The 18,862-nt window shown below is 63.5% G+C and carries 19 protein-coding genes and 1 pseudogene; 16 read left to right on the forward strand and 4 right to left on the reverse strand.

Features of this window, described 5'->3' with window-relative positions:
• Positions 1-290 precede the first annotated feature (290 nt).
• On the reverse strand, positions 291-1,694 hold the full coding sequence (gene cysS, locus DID96_RS13145; protein ID WP_124599758.1) for a cysteine--tRNA ligase: 1,404 nt from the start codon (positions 1,692-1,694) through the stop codon (positions 291-293).
• Positions 1,695-1,967: 273 nt separating this feature from the next.
• Entirely contained in the window at positions 1,968-2,801 is an 834-nt protein-coding gene (locus DID96_RS13150; protein ID WP_124599759.1) for a PhzF family phenazine biosynthesis protein, read from the reverse strand.
• 252 nt (positions 2,802-3,053) lie between these two features.
• On the opposite strand from DID96_RS13150, the gene phnF reads away from it, so the two are divergent.
• From phnF to DID96_RS13210, 12 genes are all read left to right on the forward strand, one after another.
• Positions 3,054-3,782 (forward strand): phosphonate metabolism transcriptional regulator PhnF, encoded by a 729-nt coding sequence (phnF, locus tag DID96_RS13155; RefSeq protein WP_124599760.1) that lies wholly within the window; start codon positions 3,054-3,056, stop codon positions 3,780-3,782.
• 122 nt (positions 3,783-3,904) lie between these two features.
• Positions 3,905-4,381 carry a phosphonate C-P lyase system protein PhnG gene (phnG, locus tag DID96_RS13160; protein WP_260463879.1) on the forward strand — a complete coding sequence of 159 codons (477 nt, stop codon included), beginning with the start codon at positions 3,905-3,907 and terminating at the stop codon, positions 4,379-4,381.
• The gene (gene phnH / locus DID96_RS13165) at positions 4,374-4,949 is read left to right on the forward strand and encodes a phosphonate C-P lyase system protein PhnH (protein WP_124599879.1); all 576 of its coding nucleotides are present in this window, start codon (positions 4,374-4,376) and stop codon (positions 4,947-4,949) included. Before phnG ends, phnH begins: the two co-directional genes overlap by 8 nt.
• Positions 4,949-6,076 (forward strand): carbon-phosphorus lyase complex subunit PhnI, encoded by a 1,128-nt coding sequence (locus tag DID96_RS13170; protein ID WP_124599761.1) that lies wholly within the window; start codon positions 4,949-4,951, stop codon positions 6,074-6,076. The genes phnH and DID96_RS13170 overlap by 1 nt, the downstream gene beginning before the upstream one ends.
• Complete coding sequence (locus DID96_RS13175) at positions 6,073-6,993, forward strand: alpha-D-ribose 1-methylphosphonate 5-phosphate C-P-lyase PhnJ (protein ID WP_124599762.1); 921 nt, start codon at positions 6,073-6,075, stop codon at positions 6,991-6,993. Before DID96_RS13170 ends, DID96_RS13175 begins: the two co-directional genes overlap by 4 nt.
• The gene (locus DID96_RS13180; protein ID WP_124599763.1) at positions 6,990-7,820 is read left to right on the forward strand and encodes an ATP-binding cassette domain-containing protein; all 831 of its coding nucleotides are present in this window, start codon (positions 6,990-6,992) and stop codon (positions 7,818-7,820) included. Before DID96_RS13175 ends, DID96_RS13180 begins: the two co-directional genes overlap by 4 nt.
• A gap of 9 nt (positions 7,821-7,829) precedes the next feature.
• The gene (gene phnL, locus DID96_RS13185; RefSeq protein ID WP_124599764.1) at positions 7,830-8,552 is read left to right on the forward strand and encodes a phosphonate C-P lyase system protein PhnL; all 723 of its coding nucleotides are present in this window, start codon (positions 7,830-7,832) and stop codon (positions 8,550-8,552) included.
• Entirely contained in the window at positions 8,549-9,703 is a 1,155-nt protein-coding gene (locus DID96_RS13190) for an alpha-D-ribose 1-methylphosphonate 5-triphosphate diphosphatase (RefSeq protein ID WP_124599765.1), read from the forward strand. Before phnL ends, DID96_RS13190 begins: the two co-directional genes overlap by 4 nt.
• A gap of 10 nt (positions 9,704-9,713) precedes the next feature.
• Positions 9,714-10,271: a phosphonate metabolism protein/1,5-bisphosphokinase (PRPP-forming) PhnN gene (gene phnN, locus DID96_RS13195; RefSeq protein WP_124599766.1), complete on the forward strand. Its 558-nt coding sequence runs from the start codon at positions 9,714-9,716 to the stop codon at positions 10,269-10,271.
• Entirely contained in the window at positions 10,271-11,077 is an 807-nt protein-coding gene (phnP, locus tag DID96_RS13200) for a phosphonate metabolism protein PhnP (RefSeq protein WP_124599880.1), read from the forward strand. The genes phnN and phnP overlap by 1 nt, the downstream gene beginning before the upstream one ends.
• Positions 11,078-11,167: 90 nt before the next feature.
• Positions 11,168-12,589 carry an MFS transporter gene (locus tag DID96_RS13205; protein ID WP_124599767.1) on the forward strand — a complete coding sequence of 474 codons (1,422 nt, stop codon included), beginning with the start codon at positions 11,168-11,170 and terminating at the stop codon, positions 12,587-12,589.
• A 60-nt stretch (positions 12,590-12,649) separates the two neighbouring features.
• On the forward strand, positions 12,650-13,657 hold the full coding sequence (locus DID96_RS13210; protein WP_124599768.1) for a helix-turn-helix domain-containing protein: 1,008 nt from the start codon (positions 12,650-12,652) through the stop codon (positions 13,655-13,657).
• A gap of 136 nt (positions 13,658-13,793) precedes the next feature.
• Here DID96_RS13210 and DID96_RS13215 read toward each other — a convergent pair whose 3' ends face one another.
• Together DID96_RS13215 and DID96_RS13220 are read right to left on the reverse strand one after the other, a co-directional pair.
• Positions 13,794-14,903: an alpha/beta hydrolase gene (locus DID96_RS13215; RefSeq protein WP_124599769.1), complete on the reverse strand. Its 1,110-nt coding sequence runs from the start codon at positions 14,901-14,903 to the stop codon at positions 13,794-13,796.
• Positions 14,904-14,961: 58 nt separating this feature from the next.
• Positions 14,962-15,159 (reverse strand): annotated as a pseudogene (locus DID96_RS13220) (glutathione ABC transporter ATP-binding protein GsiA); the annotation flags it as partial.
• Positions 15,160-15,331: 172 nt separating this feature from the next.
• Here DID96_RS13220 and DID96_RS13225 point away from each other — a divergent pair.
• The 4 genes from DID96_RS13225 (at position 15,332) to DID96_RS13240 (ending at position 18,852) form a co-directional block, all read left to right on the forward strand.
• Entirely contained in the window at positions 15,332-16,291 is a 960-nt protein-coding gene (locus tag DID96_RS13225; protein ID WP_124599770.1) for an AraC family transcriptional regulator, read from the forward strand.
• 106 nt (positions 16,292-16,397) lie between these two features.
• A complete protein-coding gene (locus tag DID96_RS13230) occupies positions 16,398-16,964 on the forward strand; it encodes a carboxymuconolactone decarboxylase family protein (RefSeq protein ID WP_124599881.1) in 567 nt (188 codons plus the stop codon).
• Positions 16,937-18,061, forward strand: coding sequence for an acyl-CoA dehydrogenase family protein (locus DID96_RS13235; RefSeq protein WP_124599771.1), 1,125 nt, complete (start codon positions 16,937-16,939; stop codon positions 18,059-18,061). The genes DID96_RS13230 and DID96_RS13235 overlap by 28 nt, the downstream gene beginning before the upstream one ends.
• Positions 18,058-18,852: an ABC transporter ATP-binding protein gene (locus DID96_RS13240; RefSeq protein WP_124599882.1), complete on the forward strand. Its 795-nt coding sequence runs from the start codon at positions 18,058-18,060 to the stop codon at positions 18,850-18,852. Before DID96_RS13235 ends, DID96_RS13240 begins: the two co-directional genes overlap by 4 nt.
• Positions 18,853-18,862 lie beyond the last annotated feature (10 nt).

The raw sequence follows: 18,862 nt of genomic DNA on the forward strand, positions 1-18,862 counted from the left end.
TGCAGCCATATGCGCGAAGCCTTCATGCGCAGGATTGGCCTTGCGCCCCAGGCGGTCCGGCGCGACGCGCGCACCGGTGGCCGAGGTACCTTCGATATCGAAAGCCAACCTTCGCCGCTTCCGATCGGGCATTGACCGGTTTCGCGCGATCAAGTGCTCGTGCGAGTAGGGGCAACGAGTGGCAGCTATGGCCGATGACGGTACGCTCATCTTTGACAATTCGATGGCCGGTTACGTCTGCAGATTCAACCCGTCAATGCAACACACTCGGGCTGGCGCGGATCCAGTTGTCACCCCCCGACATCTGTCGAGTTCATAGCGCTTCCAAACAGACGTTGACCCTCTTTGGTGTCCTCGACTCGCCAGCCCTGCGCACCTAATGTTTCGCGAATCTGATCGGCTTTTGCCCAGTCCCTTTCCGCTCTGGCCCGCTCACGCTCGTTTAGTAACACCCGGACGTCTTCCGGGACGTCAAACGAAACCGGTGTCCAGTCGCGCAAACCGAGACCAAGCACGGTATCAAAGTTGTCCACTGTCGCTCTCAAGGTCGAGGGCGGCAGGTCACTCTTCACCAAATCCCAAAGCACGGCGAGCGCCCGTGGCAGATTCAAGTCCTCGTTCACTTCAGCGTCGAACCGTGCAGCGAAATCCGGATCGACTCGGCCTCCTTTCGGCCAATCGGAATAGAGATGCCGAAGTCGGTTCAGGGCAGTCCGTGCTGCGTCGAGAGACGCCCACGTGAAATGCAGCTTGCTTCGATAATGGGCAGTCAGGCACAGGTAACGGTACGCAACCGGATCGACGTTTCTGCCCTGCAAAGTCTCCAGGCGAACGAAATCGCCGCTCGACTTTGACATCTTCGTGTCGGCATCGAGCGTCAGAAAGTGCCCGTGCACCCAAAAATTCGCAAGACGCGTGCCGTGGGCCGCCTGGGTCTGCGCAATCTCGTTACTGTGATGCACCGCGATATGGTCCTCGCCGCCGCAGTGAATATCAAACAACGTCCCGAGGTACTTTGCGGACATCGCCGAGCACTCGATATGCCAGCCCGGAAAGCCGCGACCCCATGGGCTGTCCCATTCCATTTGCCGCTTGACACTGGCCGGGCTGAACTTCCACAACGCAAAGTCAGTCATGCTCTTCTTCTCGCCCAATGCGACCCGCTTGCCCGCCTGCAACCCTGCGCGGTCCAGCCGCGCGAGATGGCCGTAGTCGTCCTGCTTACTGGTGTCGAAGTAGAGGCCGTCGGCCGTCCGATACACGTAGCCAGCTCGCTCGAGCTTTTCGATGAACGCGATCTGTTCGTCGATGTGATCGGTCGCACGGCACCATATCGTTGGTTCGAGCAGGTGGAGCGCGCGCCAGTCCCTGATAAAGGCATCGGTATAGCGCTGAGCGATGGCCCACGCCGATTCCCCGGTCCGCCGGCTACCTTTTTCCATCTTGTCTTCGCCTTCGTCTGCATCCGAAGTCAGATGCCCAACGTCAGTGATATTGACGACGTGCCGGACTTCGTATCCGTTGCGCATCAATACGCGACGCAGAATGTCCTCGAACACATAGGTTCTCAGATTGCCAATATGCGCGTCGTCATAGACCGTGGGGCCGCAGCAATACATGCCGACCTGGCCGGCGTGGATTGGCGTGAACGGGCGCATGGTCCGCGACCAGGTGTCATACAACGCAAGCGGCATCGAGTTTCTCCGTCCCGAAAGTGTCGGCTCAAAAACAAAAAGGCCGCCTGTTTCGTATAACAGGCGGCCAGAAGGCTATTGCTTCAATGTTTAGCGATTTCGCTAGACGCAAATTTCCCCTGGCACATTGTGACAACATGCGCAGATCGACGAAGAGAGGAGATTGGCGTATTTCAACATGCGAACGATGCTAGCGCCTGTTGGCGGCGCAGGTCAAGACTGTCGAAGCACCGGTCTTATTGGGCATCACGTCACCTTTCAAAACATGACCATTCAGGACTGCATGAGCCGCGCAGTACCAGAGACGCGGATCGAACTTCCGGAGTCCGGCGTGATGTCGGCTCGCAGGCATGAGCGCATGCCCATGTCCTCGCCCTGAACGACTTCAATGGCACCTGCATGCGGCCACCGGATGTCCCGCAGGTACCCGGCAAGGGCAGCGGTCGCCGCACCGGTCGCAGGATCTTCGTACACGCCGCCATAGGCAAATGCGTTGCGCGTGTTGAAGCGCTGCGGCGTCTCGGCGTGCCCTAGCAGAATGGTTGTCCATCCTTCCTGAATCATCAGCGCTCGGCCAGCATCGAAGTCGTACTTCATCGCCGCCAGGCTCGGGCGGCTTTTCAGCATCAGCAGCAGATGATCTGCACCTGCATGAATGAGTGCGGGTGGGATGCTGACGTCCAGGTCCTCGTCCGTGTAGCCGAACATATCCAGCGCCGCAGAGACGAGCGGGGCCGGAACCGAGGCGCTGCGCGTGCGTGGAGATTGCAGCGCAGCGGTAACGAGGTCGCCGGTGCGCGACGCTTCGACCGTAATCTCGGCCTGGTTCAGGACCAGGGCGAATACACCGTCGCCGTGCTTGAGCGCTAGCGCCGCGCCAAGGGCGATCGTTGCATGTCCGCAGAACGGCACTTCTGATGTCGGTGAGAAATAGCGAACCCGCCAACCGCTACCCGCTCGAGCGGCAAAGGCCGTCTCCGAGAAACCCACTTCGGCTGCGATCCCCTGCATTTCGGTACTCGTCGGGAGTTCATCGACGATGACGACTCCCGCGGGATTACCTCCGGCATCCCCGTCGGAGAATGCAGCAATTCTGAGGACGTTCACTTCTTCTCCTTGACTAAACAGTAGTACGTTGCAAGTGCCTCAATTTGTATCGACCGATGCGCCGTCTGGAAATCGAGACCGTGGCCGCACTCGAGGGCGTGTGCGTTCGCGCCGGGGCGGCTTTCCTGCCCGGCGGTTGCGGCGTCATGCAGGAGAGCGGGATCCACATGCGCGCCCCGTTGGCCAGCTCATCACGCAATTGTCATGGAGCCGGCGTAAATTCTGGCACGTCACATATCTAGATAACCACATATGAGCTTGTACGCTGTCAGCCGAGTGCATGGGGAGTCCCTGTATGCCCAAATTGCGCGGCAACTGGAGCAGGAGGTGGCCAATCTCTATTCCCCTGGCGATTACCTGCCATCCGAAGCCGACCTTGCCTCCCGCTTTGGTGTGAACCGACATACGCTCCGGCACGCGATCGATGAGCTGGTCGAAGCAGGTCTGGTGGAGCGCCGCCATGGCCGTGGCATCCTGGTACTCGACAATCAGGTTGACTACCAGATCGGCAAAACGACCCGTTTCAGCGAAAACCTGAACGCCCAAGGTTTGCTGGCCGGAAACCGCATCCTTCGCAAGCAGACCTTGCCCGCCAGTATGCGCGTTGCCGAGCGCCTTGCCATCGTGGAAGGCGAACCTGTGCATTGGATGGAAACGTTACGCAGCGTGGACGGCAAGCCGATGTGTGTCACTTCACATTTCTTGCCGGTACACCTCTTCCCCGATCTGCTGGTCCGCTATCAAGGCGACTCCTTGCACGGTTTTCTGAGCGCGGAGTATGGCTGCCAACTCAGTCGCGTTGATAGCGCCGTAACGGCAGTCTTACCTCAGGGAGACGATGCGCGAATCCTTGGCATGCCGCAAAACCGGCCGATCTTGCGGGTCAAGAGCGTGAACGTGGATGAGCGCGACAACCGCCCGGTCGAGTATGTGATTTCCCGGTTCAGGGCAGACCGCGTGCAGTTGCGCATTTCGCTGTAGTCACGGCATCGGGGCATCGCCACGGCCAAGCGTTCCGGCCTCCGGGTCGCATGCGATCCGGCAAGATGCCTCATTAACTTTACCAACTTGTCTAGATATCCGGATATTTTGAAGGATTCCTCATGAACTCAAGTGCGCCGCCGCTCGCGCGCGGTGACTGGATGCGCTACTGGACGCACGTACCTGCAGAGCACATTCGCGAACTCGCGCGTCGCCTCTGTGAGCGATACCAGGTGGAAGACCTGGAAATCCCGCAATCGGGCCTCGCTTTGGTGCCGCTCACCGACGCTGCCATGGGCGAGACCTATTACCTCGGCGAGATTCCGCTCGCCAACGCGCATGTGCGCCTGACCGACCCGCAAGGCGGCAACGCTGAAGGCGCCGCGATCGTCATGGACGACCGCACCAGCCTGATTCGCGCGCTCGCGATTCTCGACGCGGTAACGGCTGCCGCCTGGCCTGGCCATGACGCCGCCGTGGCGCTGCTTCATGAAGGCAAGCAGGTCGTCGAAGCTATCGCAGCCGACCGCAAGAAGCTGCTGGCGGCAACGCGCGTGGATTTCTCGCTGCTCGCCGCACAGGAGGACGATGATGAATAAGCTGCAGACGCGCATCGCCTCGCATCCGGCCGATTGGACGCCACTTGCCCAGCAGCGTGCGTTTCGCCGGATCCTGGACGCGTTTTCCTATCCCGGCCGTATCGCCGAACTCGAAACGCAGGCCACGCATGTGCTACCCCTCGTGCTTGCCACCTTGGTCGATCCCGCGACCACGCTGGCCGACCCCTGCGAGCTGATTGACGCGGCAGACCGCCAGCGCCTGGGTGCAAAGACTGCCAGTGCAACTGCCGCCCGGTTCGTGGTGATGCCGGGCAGCCAGGTACCCGATTTCGAGCCTGCCTTGGGTACGCTCGACAGCCCGGAGAACGGCGCAACCGTCGTGCTGGTGGTGGATGAGATCAAGCATGGTTCCGGACTGCTTCTCGGCGGCCCCGGCATCCAGGGCAGCAATCCGCTTCAGGTGACAGGTGTCGACTCGCAGTGGTGGGAGTTGCGCAAGCAGTGGAACAGCGCGTTCCCGCTCGGCGTCGATGTGGTGCTGCTGGGCGACTGCAGCCTGGTCGCCCTTCCCCGCACGATCAGGATTGATGTAGAGGGAGGCCGGTAATGGGTTATGTCGCTATCAAGGGTGGCGGCCAGGCAATCCACGGCGCCGAGCGTGCCGTCGAGGCGCTGCGCACGGCCGAGGGCGAATACGGCACACCGCTGCCCCTGCAGACGATCGAGCACCAGCTCCGCTCGCTGACCTCGCGCGTGGTTTCCGAAGGCGGGTTGTATCACCCGCGGCTCGCCGCGCTCGCGATCAAGCAGATGCAAGGCGATACGCTCGAAGCAGCGTTTGCGCTGCGGGCCTATCGCTCGACCAAGCCCCGACTGCTGGAGGCGCCCGTACAGCATACGGGAGACATGCGTGTGATCCGCCGTATTTCGAGCGCGTTCAAGGATATTCCCGGCGGCCAGATGCTTGGCCCGACCAACGACTACGCGCTGCGCCTGATGCGCGTCGATCTCGCCAACGAATCGCCCGAAGCGTTCCGCTCGGTTGCACGCACCTTCCTCGACTCGATCGACGAAAGCGATCTGCCGGACACCTTCCCGAAGGTCGTGGATGCATTGCGCGCGGAAGGGCTGCTCCCCGCTCTCCAGCCATCGCAGGCTGAGCCGTTCGATGTCACGCGCGATCCGCTGATCTTTCCGGTGCCGCGTTCCGCCGCGCTCGCGACGATGGCGCGTGCCGAAACCGGCTCGTTGCTCGCGATCGCGTACTCGAACATGCGCGGCTATGGCGATGTCCACCCGACGGTCGCTGAGCTGCGCGTGGGCTATGTGCCGATGCGGATCCCCCACCCGGTCACGGGCGAACTGGTCGAGGCCGGCGAGGTCCTGATGACCGAGTGCGAGATGGTGGCGATGTATGAAGACGACGGCGACGGCCCGCCCGTCTTCACGCTCGGCTATGGCGCATGTTTCGGCCACAACGAAGTCAAGGCGATCTCGATGGCCGTGCTCGACCGTTCGCTGCAGAACGGGATGCGTAACGGTCCGACCAATCCGTCGGAGGATCCCGAGTTCGTGCTGCTGCATATTGACGGTGTGGATTCGATGGGTTTCGCGAGCCACTACAAGATGCCGCACTACGTCACGTTCCAGTCGGACATGGATCGGCTGCGCACGACCCGTGAAAAGGCCGCGAACAAGCGGACCGAACAGGCTGCACAAGGAGTCGAGCGATGAACGACCTCTACGAACTGCCGCTCGACGAAGCGGGTTACAGCTTTGGCTTTCTCGACGAATACGCGAAGCGCGAAATCCGCCGCGCGGTTCTGAAGGCGATCTGCATACCGGGCTACCAGACGCCGTACGCGTCACGCGAAATGCCGATGGGGCGTGGTTTCGGTACCGGAGGTCTGCAGCTCACGCTGTCCCTCGTCGGTCCTGACGACACGCTCAAGGTGATCGACCAGGGTTCCGACGACTCGGTCAACGCGGTCAATCTGCGTCACTTCGTCGAACTCACCTGCGAGGGTGTGCAGACCACCGAGCACACCCGTGAAGCTACGCTGATCCAGTCGCGCCACCGGATACCCGAAGTCGCGTTGACAGAAGCGCAGATTCTCGTCCTGCAGGTGCCGTATCCCGATCCGCTGGTCGTGGTGGAGCCGTCCGAGGCGCGTCGCAAGACCATGCATGGCGAGGGCGATTATTCGCGCCTGTTGACCAAGCTTTACGAGGACATCGTGCAATTCGACGAGATCACGATTTCGCACCGCTATCCGACGCGCATCAATGGTCATTACGTGATCGACCCGAGCCCGATTCCGCGCTATGACGTGCCGCAACTGCATATGTCGGCCGCGCTGGTGCTGCTCGGCGCGGGCCGCGAAAAGAAGATCTACGCGGTGCCGCCCTATACGCACGCGGATCCGCTCGCGTTCGACGACGTGCCCTTCCGCATCGAGGACTTCCGCGATGTGCACGGCCAACGGCGTGCCTGTTTGCGCTGCGGTTCGACCGAGAGCTTTCTTGACGAGATCATCGGCGACGACGGCGGCAAGTCCTACCAATGCTCGGATTCGGACTATTGCAACCACTATCGCAACGGTCACACCCACGAGCAGGCCAATGCAACGACCGGAGGAGCTGCGCAGTGAACCCCATTCTTCAAGTGCGCGGCTTGACCAGGATTCACGGCACAGGCTGCGAGCGCTGCGTCGAGAGCACCGGGCCTGAGCAAGACACCAACATCTGCCCGCATTGCGGTTCGGTGGTGGCCGCCCACGACGTCAGCTTCGACCTGCAGCCTGGCGAGATCCTCGGCATCATGGGTGAATCGGGCTCGGGCAAGTCTACGGTGGTCAAGACGCTGTACTTCGACGAAAAGCCGACCGCCGGTACAGCGCGCTTCTTCGATAACGGGAACGCCTGCAACCTGTTCGCAGCGAACGCCGCCGAGCAGCGCTGGTTGCGCAATCATCGTTTCGGCATGGTGTACCAGAACCCGCACCTCGGCCTGAACTTCAACGTGTCGGCGGGCGGCAACATCGCCGAGCGTCTGTTGATGAACGACGTGACGCTGTTCGGCGAGATCCGCGAACGCGCACGCAGCCTGCTCTTGCGCACCGAGGTACTGCCTGAGCGCATGGACGAATCGCCGAAGACGTTTTCGGGCGGCATGCAACAGCGCGTGCAGATCGCAAAGGCACTCGCGACCCGTCCGCCGCTGCTGTTCCTCGATGAAGTGACCACCGGCCTCGATCTCTCCGTGCAGGCACGCATCCTCGATCTGATCCTCGAAATCCAGCAGGAACTCGGCACCGCGATGATCGCCGTCACGCACGATCTCGGCGTGATCCGCCTGCTGGCGGGCCGCACAATCGTGATGAAGTATGGCCGGATCATCGAGTCGGGGCTGACCGACCAGATCCTCGAAGACCCGCAGCATGCATACACGCAGCGGCTTGTGGCCTCCGCGCTCTGAGGTGAACCGATGTCCGCGATCCTGACTGTTGAAAAACTGAGCAAGCACTTCACGCTGCACGACCAGCGCAAGACCATCCCGTCCTGCGCGAATGTCTCCTTTGCCGTCGAGCCGGGCAGCCTGTCCGCGCTGATCGGCCCGACTGGCGCAGGCAAGTCGTCAGTGCTCAAGTGCATCTACCGTACCTACCTGCCGAGTGCAGGGCGCCTGACGTTCCGTACCGCGACTGGCGAGACGGTCGATCTCGCGCAAGCATCCGAGCACGACGTGCTCGCGCTGCGCAAGCACGAGATCGGCTTCGTCACGCAGTTCCTGCACTGCCTGCCGCGCAAGGCCGCCGTCGATGTCGTGGCCGAGCCGTTGCTCGTGCGCGGCGCGACGCGAGTCGAAGCGCGCGACAACGCGCGTGCACTGCTCGATGCGCTGAACGTGCCCGAGCGTCTTTGGCAAGTGCCGCCCGCGACCTTCTCGGGTGGCGAAAAGCAGCGCGTCAACCTCGCGCGCGGCCTGATTGCGCGTCCACGCCTGCTGCTGCTTGACGAACCGACCGCCAGCCTCGATCCGGGCACGACCGACAAGGTTGTGGAAATCCTGCAGGGGATCAAGGCGGAAGGCGTGGCGATGCTCGCGATCTTCCACCATCCCGACCTGGTGACGCGCCTCGCCGACCAGGTGATCGAACTGGCACCGCCGGCTGTCTGCCAATCTCATTCTGAAGCGACCACACAATGAGCCGCCAACTCCTGACGAACGCCACCGTCGTTCTCGCCGACGAAGTGCGCCAAAAACTCGCCGTGCTCATCGAGGACGGCAAGATCGGCGCTCTCGACCCCGAACATACCGCCGGGGCGACCGTGATCGACCTGGATGAACATGTCCTGATGCCGGGCATGATCGACCTGCACTGCGACTCGCTCGAAAAGGAGGTTGAACCGCGTCCGGGCGTGCATTTTCCGTTCGACTTTGCTTGCGCGCAGGCCGACAAGCGCAACGCATCTGCAGGCATCACCACGGTTTTTCATGCGCTGTCCTTCGCGAACCGCGAATTTGGCGTGCGCAACAACGAAACGGCCGCGCAAATCGGTCGCTCGATCCACGCCTGGCAAGCGCATGCGCTGATCGACAACAAGTTCCACGCGCGCTTCGAGGTAACCGACGTCACCGCCCTGCCGATTCTTGCCGCACTGACAGAAGAAGGCGTGATCGACCTGATCTCGTTCATGGACCATAGCCCCGGACAGGGTCAGTTTCGCGACATCGAGTCGTTCCGCAAGTACCTTGCGAGCGTGTACAACGCCGACGACGCCACGCTCGACGACATCATGAAGCAGAAGGCCGAGGCCGCGAAGGGCGCGATCGAGCGCATGCAGCAGCTAGCCGCGTTGGCGCGCAAGTCGGGCGTGGCGATTGCGAGCCACGACGACGACTCGGCCGCCAAGGTCAAGGTGGTGCGCGATCTCGGCGCATCCATCTCGGAGTTCCCGATCAATCTGGAAGCGGCGCAGGCCGCACGCGACAGCGGCATTGCCACGCTGTTCGGGGCACCGAACATCCTGCGCGGCAAGTCGCAGTCGGGCAATATGCGAGCGCTCGACGCGGTGCTGGCAGGCGTGGCGGATTGCCTTTGCGGCGACTACTCGCCCGCCTCGCTGCTGCCGGCGACATTCAAACTGCCGGAACTTGCAGATATCTCGCTCGCGCACGCAGTAGCGCTTGTGACACGCAATCCCGCGCGGGCCGCCGGGCTGAAGGATCGCGGCGAAATCGCGGTGGGCCAGCGTGCCGATCTGGTCGCCGTACAGCGTGTGGGCGGCTTGCCGCATGCCGATCAGGTATGGTCGCGCGGAAAGCTCGTACTCGGCGCGAGCCGCGTGCATCACTGAGGCCAGTCCGATGCCCGGCAACCTGATCTATGTAAGCGGCCCGTCCGGCAGCGGCAAGGACAGCCTGTTGCGCTATGCGCGTGAACAGCTGTCCGTCCACGTCGGGATCTGTTTCGCTCACCGATACATCACGCGCGCGGCCGATGCCGGCGGCGAGAATCACATCGCCTTGAGCCAGGAAGAGTTCGCGGCACGTAGCAACGAGGATCTGTTTGCGCTGCAATGGGCGAGCAATGGATTGCGATACGGCATCGGAGTCGAGATCGATCTCTGGCTGGACAAGGGGCTGACCGTCGTGATGAACGGATCCCGCGAGTACCTGCCGCAGGCACGCATGCGCTATCCGCGCATTGTGCAGGTCGAAATCACGGTGCAGGATTCGATGCTGCGTGAACGCCTTCTGGCGCGCGGCCGCGAATCCATCGAGCAAGTGGAGCAGCGCTTGACGCGCAACCGCTTGCTCGAACACTTGTCCGGTCAAGCCGCAATCATCCGCAATGACGGTGATCTCGAGCTTGGCGGGCAGGCACTGACTTCACTGATTCTCCGTTACGCGGGGCAAGCATGATGCGAGTCACCTTCCTCGGCACGGGAGCGGCCGGTGGCGTACCACTTTACGGCTGCGACTGCCCGGCATGTACGCGAGCGCGAGCCTTGCCGGCTTGCGTACGTCGTCCGTGCAGCGCGCTGATCGAAACGGACACGACACGCGTTCTGGTCGATGCCGGGTTGATGGATCTGACCGAGCGTTTTCCTGCGGGCAGTCTGGATGCGATCGTGCTCACGCATTTTCATCCTGACCATGTGCAAGGGCTGTTCCATCTACGCTGGGGCGTCGGACAACCCGTCCCGACCTGGGCTCCGCCGGACAGCAACGGCTGCGCCGACCTGTATCGCAACCCTGGCCTGCTCATATTCAATCAGGCACAAAAATTCGGCTCGTTTGATATTGGCGGCCTGAGTTTCACGGCGCTGCCGCTGATCCATTCCAAACCGACGTTCGGCTATGCGATCGAAGGGCCTGACGGCGAGCGTTTTGCCTATCTGACGGACACGGTCGGAATACCGCCTTCCACGCTGGACTGGCTGCAGGCGTGGGGACCGTTTTCCCTGGCACTCGACTGTTCGTTCCCGCCAAGCGCGCAGCCAGGCAACCACAACGACTGGGATACCGCATGTGCGCTGGTCGAGCAGCTTCGGCCAGTACGCACCTGGATGACTCATGCATCCCACACGCTCGATACATGGCTGATGGAACGAGTGGAAAACGTCATGCCAGAAGGCGTTTCGATCGCTCGGGACGGCATGGTCCACGTGCTTCTCGCTGATGCGCGGAATGGTCCGCCGTCCCACGGGGGGGCCATGGCCAATTAACCCGCGCGGCATAGCTCGAATGTGTCGTCAATATTTCATTTTAATTCGCACTACGAATCACAAATAGAATCAGGAAAGGAGCATATCGACATGACATCCCGAACCACCATCAAGACCGACGCCTTGACCCGGCTCGATCACATGCCGTGGACCCGCTTCCACACCCTGCTGACCGTCGCGTTGGGAGTGGGCTGGACGCTTGACTCGTTTGAAACCAATATCATCGGCAGCGTGTTCGGCACGATCAAGGCCCTTTGGCACCTGGATGCGGCCCAAAGCTCGCTGGCAGTGAGCGTGTGGGTGCTCGGCATTCTGGTCGGCGCGATCGCGTTCGGCTACCTGGCGGATCGTTACGGCCGCAAACGCCTGTTTCTGGCCACGCTCCTCTGGTATGCCGCGTTCAGCGTGGCAACCATCTTCGCGTGGGATTACCACTCCTTCCTCGTATTCCGCGCGCTGACTGCGCTCGCCGTGGGCGGCGAATACTCGGCGGTAACGGCCACCATGGGGGAATTCATTCCGCGCCGCAATCGCGGCCGTACCGACTCGCTGATCCTGTCCGGTTTTCCGCTCGGCGCCGTGCTCTCGGCCATTGTTTCGTACTACGCGCTCAACCACCTGTCGCCCGACCTGGCGTGGCGGGTAGGCTTTGGCCTGGGTACCACGATGGCCCTGATCTTCTTCTGGATTCGCCGCGTGATTCCCGAATCGCCTCGCTGGCTTCTGCAGCAAGGTCGCGTGGCCGAAGCTGAAGCAATCGTCGATGAAATTGCTGCATACGCAAAGGGCGCGGGGAACAGCGCGGCGACCGCGGCGCAGAAACGCTATGAACCCACCGTGATCGTGCCGGTACACCCGACGTTCTGGCGCAACGTTGGTGAACTGGCTGGACGCTATTGCGGTCCGTGCAGCCTCGCCAGTGCGCTGAACTTCTCGCAGGCCGCGGTTGTATATGGCGTACTGTCGTTGATGGCGCTCGTTATTCTGCCGTACATGAAAGTACCGACTGCTGCCATGCCGATCTACTATATTTTCGGCAACCTGGCGGCACTGCTCGGCGGCCTGCTGGCGTCACTTGTGCTTGAGTCGTGGGGGCGTCGCGCGTCGCTGTTCACGAGCTACACGTTCACCGTGCTTGCCATTCTGCTGGTGTTCTTTGCAAAATCCTTGCCTTCCATGGTGTTCGGCTACTGCCTCATCCAGTTTGGCGTGACGTGGGGGTACATATCGGCTTACGTGGTTTCGGCTGAAATCCTGCCGACAAGGCTGCGCGCGTCGGGTTTGGGCGTATCCGTTGCTTTCGGTCGAGTGGGCGCGATGATTACACCGCTTCTGCTGACCAGCGCCTTCAGCTCGACGGGCACGCCTTCCGCGCCGTTGCTCGTACTGCTGGCACTTGCGCTGCCCGGCCCGCTCGCCGCAGCAATCTGGTGGATCAAGGGACGCGAGACCCGGAATATTTCGCTCGAAGAAGGTAGCGACGACGCATTGACGGGCGCAGTAGCGCAGTAAAGCCTGAGCGACGCCTCACATAGCAAAGTGTTGGCCGAAGATCTCAATCCCGCGCCACAAGTGAACGCGACAACCGATTTCACGGCTGACGAACCGACACTCGTTCGATGTGCCCATGATTTCTTCAGCACGCACCACACGCAGCGCCGGCAACAGCTGCCGGCCTGGCGCGAGCGGATCGGGCACTTCCTCGACGTACCGATTTCCGTTGCCGAACTCGACAACGGCTTTCAGGGTTCGATCGACAGCTACAGCAGCGCGGATCTGACTTTCATGGCGTGCCGCACCGACGCCGTTTCCCAGACACGCTCGGCCTCGCGCATATCGACCGATGCCGTTCGCCGGTATGTCTTTCATGTGGCCGTGGAAGGCATGATCGAAACCTCGACCGGCTTGTATCCGAAACGGATTGCAACGCAATCGGCGCCAGGCGTGCTCGCGCTCGACATGGGCCAGCCCATGTCGATGACGCGCGCACGATGCCATCTGCTCGCGCTATTCGTCCCCCGCGCGCTCATCGAGTCGGTCATTCCGGAGCCCGAGTCGATTCATGGCCGTGTCATCGAATATCGTTCGCCGCTCGCGCGCCTGATTCCCGGGCAACTGAGCGATCTGCAGCGGAACCTGCCCCGGATGAGCGCAAGCGACGCTTACAACGCGATGCACAATTGCGCGCTGCTTATCGCGGCGGCCTTCGGCCAAGAGGCACAACTGACCGGAAACGCACGCGCTGCCGCGCGCGCTGCGGTCATCGGCACGCTGCGACGGTACGTGGACGCCAACCTGCACGACTCCGATCTCACGCCCGAGCGCGTGCTGCGCGTTTCGCAGTTGTCGCGCCCAACGCTGTACCGGATGTTCGAGCACGAAGGGGGGCTTGCCGCCTATATCCGCAACCGCCGCTTGATGCAGGCCGCCGCCGACCTGCGCAACTTTCCGGATAAACGCGTCGTCGAGATCGCATACAGCCTCGGCTTCAAGAGCGCGAGCGAATTCAATCGCGCGTTCCGGCGCGCGTATGACATGCCGCCACTCGAATTCCGCTACTTCGCGCTTCCGACGCGCTGACACGCGCCTTCGACGAAGCCCGCGCGCCGGCAGGAACGGAATCTGCTCAGCCCGCATGTACCGCCGAGCCGTCACCGGCACGCGTCGCCGCCCCCGGGCGCCCCCCGGCGCTTCGGGTCATGTCGTGATCGAACGGCTATTGCGCGCCCGATCCGCACCCTGCCGTGTCGAACAACGCTGCGAGCCCGCAAGCCGACGAGTAGATCCGGTAGCTCGAGTGCGCGACACCGCGCGCCTCGAGCACGCGATGGGGCGTGCGCGGGTCGAGCGTGCGGACATACGCGGCGAACGCCTGTCCGCGCGCGTAGCGCGTCGCCCCCTGTGCCTCGGCGCCGCAGGACCGGTCGAGCCCGTCCGCGTCGGGCACGGCGTCGTCCGTACCCAGCAGATAGACGACATCGCGCCGCAGGTAGTCCGCTTGCAGTTCGGCGACGGAAGCCTCTGCGGAGACGTAGGCGGGCACGCCGCTTCCGAGCCCGTAGTTCCACCGCTCGAATGACGGACATCGTCGCGCGTCGAACGGCACGAACGCCCCGCTCGAATCGGGGCGCGCGTCCGTGAAGTAGAGGTAGGTCGACGGGTTCGCGACGACATAGCGGACATGGATGGGCGCGTGCCCGAGCACCGCTTCGCCGTGGCCGACGACTGCGTAGCGCTGGACGAACTGTCCGCCCGCGGAATGTCCGGCCAGCACGATCGTGTCGAGGTTCGGAAAGATCATGCGATCGGCCAGGCGCCTGAAGATCTCGTCGACGACCTGAAACGAGCTGATTGCCGCGCCGTCATTGGACGGACGGCCCTGGTGCCAGTCGTTCTGGCGCCAGCGCGCGATGCTGGCCGGCAGATGATGGGCGGCGACGTCTTTCGCAGTCAGGAACTGCGGGGTGATCACAAGCGCGCCGTCTGCCGCCGTGCCGGCGACCTTCGCGGCATGCTCACCGGAACGCAGGTCGCGCCGAGGCCAGCCGGGGATCACGACGATCGCGCGCGTCACGTCGGCCTGCGGGCGCGTCCAGTCCCGCGATACCGCAATGGGTATCTCGACAGGTCCCGCCGGGGACGGCACGGCGAGGCGCCCGCTCTGCACGACGGGAACGGGACTGTCGGCGACTTCGCGCTCCGGCGTGAAGCGCGTACCCGGATGCCCGGGGGCGCTGGCGGCGTCGCCCCCGCCGCCGGCGACGGCCGCTGTGGACGCGGCCAACGCGGCAAGCAACGCGCAGATGAAACGGCAGAACGGACGCACGGCGAGCCCCCTCCACATCATCGTCGACGGGTTGCAGGCCAGCCGTCGCCGTCGCGCTTCAGGCCGCCTGCACGTCGAGTGTGCGCCCCGGTATCGCGTCGAGCAACATGCGCGTGTACGGATGCTGCGGCGCGCGCCACAGGTCGCGATGGTCGCCGCTTTCTACGATCCGGCCGCGCTGCATCACGTGCACGCGGTCCGCGATATAGCGGACGACTGACAGGTCGTGCGACATGAACAGGAGTGCGAGGCCGACGAACGCCACCGGCAGCGCATGCGGACGGATTGCGCAGCAGCAGCCACGTGCCCGGCCGTGCCGGGGCAGCGGCCGGCACGCCTGCACGGGAATATGCTTTCCATGTTTTGTTCTTTTGAGCGGCGCGGCGCAGCCCGTAGCATGACCGGATCAAACTCCGTCCAGTGTCGGAATGTCCGCGCATACAGACAAAGTCGTGCATTGGCTGTTATCCAGCCTCGAGCCCAGGAGCCAGCTTTTTCATGTCGGCCAGTATTGCGGCGACTGGCAGGCATCGACCGCCGGTCGCGCGAAGGCAAGCTTCCACGTGATCCTGCACGGTACGGCGTGGCTTCACTTCGCCGATGGCCGCAAGAGCCTGCCTGTTTCCGAAGGAGAAGCGGTATTTCTGCTGCGTGACGTGCCGCACTGGCTCTCGCCGACCGCAGTCCACCCGGACGTCCGCACTATCGCCGACGACCAGCCGATCGAGCGTCGCGGGACGATGCAACCGCTCGATGAACCGGCAAGCGATAGCGTCGGCCTCGCTTGCGGTTTCATTGAATTCCAGTCCGCCGTCTCGCGCACGATTGTGTCGCTCTTCCCGGAATTCCTGATCGTCCGGCACGGCGACGCCGCATATCAAAGTATCCACGGCCTGTTCGATCTCATTCGCGACGAAGGCAAGCATGGTATCGACGCGCCGTCGCCGTTGATCGACCGACTGGTCGAACTGCTGCTGTTCTACGCGGTCCGGGACGCCGCGCAGCACGACACCGTCGCCAGCGGACTCGCGTCGCTCATGCAACGAACCGGCTTCAGCACGCTCGTGGCCGCCATCATCGACGCGCCCGGCGATGCGTGGACAACCGATTCGATGGCCGCGTTCACCCATATGTCGCGCACGGCGTTCCACAAGCACTTCAGCGAGGCGTCGGGCCATCCGCCGATGCAGTTCGTGACGCTGCTTCGCATGCGGCTCGCGGCAGACCTGCTGCAGCAGGGTTTGCCCATCTCGCGTGCCAGCGAACAGGTCGGTTACCAGTCGGAATCCGCGTTTGCCCATGCGTTCAAACGCACGATGGGCATGCAGCCCGGCGCATGGCGCCGTGAGCGCGACAGTCTGTCGAAATCGGCGGCGCGCCTGCACTAGCAAAAACCGCGTCGCGGGACAAACGCACAGGAATCGCGAACGTTCGCGCATTGTCCGGCAGCAGGCCAGCCTCGACAATGATCTCACCGCTTCCCTGGAGAAACCTGTGAGCCGCCTGCCCCTGCCAACCGTCGACAGCGCCCCCGCTGCAAGCCAGCCGTTCCTGGAAAAGTCGCTGCGCGCGAACGGCTTCCTGCCGAACCTCGTTCGCTCGCTCGCCAATGCGCCCGTCGCCCTCGAAACCTACCTGACCGTCTCCGAGATCAACAGCCGCGCGGGCCTCACGTTCGCCGAGCGCGAGGCTGTGCAGATCACCGCGGCGGCCGTTCACGGCTGCGGTTTCTGCGTGGCCGGACACACCGCCGCGGCGCTCAAGAAGGCCAACATCGATCGTGCCGACGTCGACGCGTTGCGCAACGGCACGCCCGCCCCCGATACACGGCTGGCCGCTGTCGCCGAATTCACGCGCGCGGTGATCGCCACGCGCGGTGCGGTTGCCGACGACGCGCTCGACGCCTTCATCGCAGCCGGCTTCACCGAAGCCAACGCGCTCGAGGTGGTGCTCGGCGTCAGCCTCGCGACACTGTGCAACTTCGCAAACAACCTGTCGCGCAACGAACTCAACCCGGAACTGGCCGCATACCGATGGGAACCTCAAACGCAGGCCGCCTGACGGCGCCCGAACTCGACGCGTCGCTGGTCGACTGGCTCGACGCGAACGCGACGCGGCTCGATACGGACACCAGTCTGAAAGCCGATGTCGTGCCGCGCCTTGCGTCCGCCGGGTTGTTCCGGATCGGCGTTCCGGCCGGCCTCGGCGGCGCGGGCGGCACGACCCTGGACGCCATTGCCGGCATCGCGTCGGTGGCCGAGCATTCGCTGGCAGCAGCGTTCGTCTTCTGGGGCCAGCGCAGTTTCATCGAGTACCTGCTGCAAAGCCCCAACGCCGCACTACGCGAGCGCCTGCTGCCCACGCTGCTCGACGGCAAGCTCGCCGGCGCAAGCGGCCTGTCGAACGCAATGAAGTACCTGTGCGGGATCGAGTCCCTCCAGATAGAGGCCGCGCAGCACGCCGATGCCGCCGATGCCACCAACGACTGGCGTCTGACGGGCAGGATGGCATGGGTGACAAACCTGCGCGCCGAGCAGTTCGTCGTGGCCGCAGCCGTCTCGTATCGCGACGGTCGGCCGTCCGCGATCGCCGCCATTCCGCACGACGCGCCCGGATTGACGCGCAGCGCCGATCTCGACCTGATCGCACTGCGTGGCAGCAACACCGCGGCATTGCAACTCGATGGCGTTCGTCACGATGCCGCGTGGTTGATCCATCCGGATGCGCAGACGTTCCTGCCGGCGGTGCGGCCGGCATTCCTCGGCCTGCAGTGCGGACTCTCCATCGGGCTCGCGCGACGCTCGCTTGCCGAAGCGCGGCGCGCATCGGAGACGACGCGCAGCATTCTCGGCGAGGAAATCGAATCATGCGCGGCCGAGCTGGCCACCGCATGCGCGCAGCTTTCGTCCGGCATTGCCGACGGCAGTCTGCACGCGCGACCGAACCGCCTGTTCGAGCTTCGCATCGCGCTTGCCACCCAGGTCGCAAACGCGGTGAACCTCGAGCTGGAAGCGAGCGGCGGACGCGGCTATCTGCACAATGCCGGGCTCGGTTTTGATCGGCGGTGGCGCGAAGCGGCGTTCATTCCGATCGTCACCCCGAGCGTGGTCCAGCTGAAGGCGCAACTCGCCGGGCAGACACGGAGCGTGGCCGCATGACGCACCCGCTACTGCATGCGCACGGCTTGACGCTCGGCTATGGCGATCAGGAACGCAGCACCGTGCTTGCCGATGTTTCGCTCGAGGTCGCCGCGGGAGAAATCGTCGCATTGCTCGGCCCGAGCGGCACCGGCAAATCGACGCTCCTGCGGGTGCTGGCAGGCCTGGAGCGCCCGGGATCCGGCTCTGTGTCGGTCAATGGCACGGTGCTGAACGGCCCGCATCCCAAGGTCGCGCTCGCATTTCAGGATCCCTGTCTGCTGCCGTGGCTGTCGGCAGAGAAGAACGTCGCCTTCGGGCTCACCTTCGCGCATCAGGATCGCCTCACGCATGACGAGCGAAGCGATCGCATCCGGTCGGCACTGCGGGCAGTCGGGCTCGAAACCGCCGCGACGCTGCGTCCGTGGCAACTCTCCGGCGGCATGGCGCAGCGTGTGGCGTTGGCGCGTTCGCTCGCGCGTCAGCCGCAAGTGCTGCTGCTCGACGAGCCGTTCTCGGCACTCGACGAGGTCACGCGCGGCGCCATGCAGCAGTTGCTGGTGCGCGTCGTCTCGACGACGCGATGCGCAACGGTGCTTGTGACCCACGATATCGACGAGGCGCTGCTCACGGCCGACCGCATCCTGCTGCTCGGCGCGCGAGGCCGCTTCATCGATACATGGCACGTGGATCTCCCGCATCCACGCGACGATTTCGTCGGTGAGCTCGGCATGCTGCGCATCGACATCCTGAAGTCATTGCACGCCGCGATGAAGCGCTCGCATGCATCCGAACAACCCTCCGTTACCTGAGCGCCCGCCC

The sequence above is a fragment of the Burkholderia sp. Bp8963 genome, assembly GCF_003854275.1.
GTDB lineage: Bacteria > Pseudomonadota > Gammaproteobacteria > Burkholderiales > Burkholderiaceae > Burkholderia.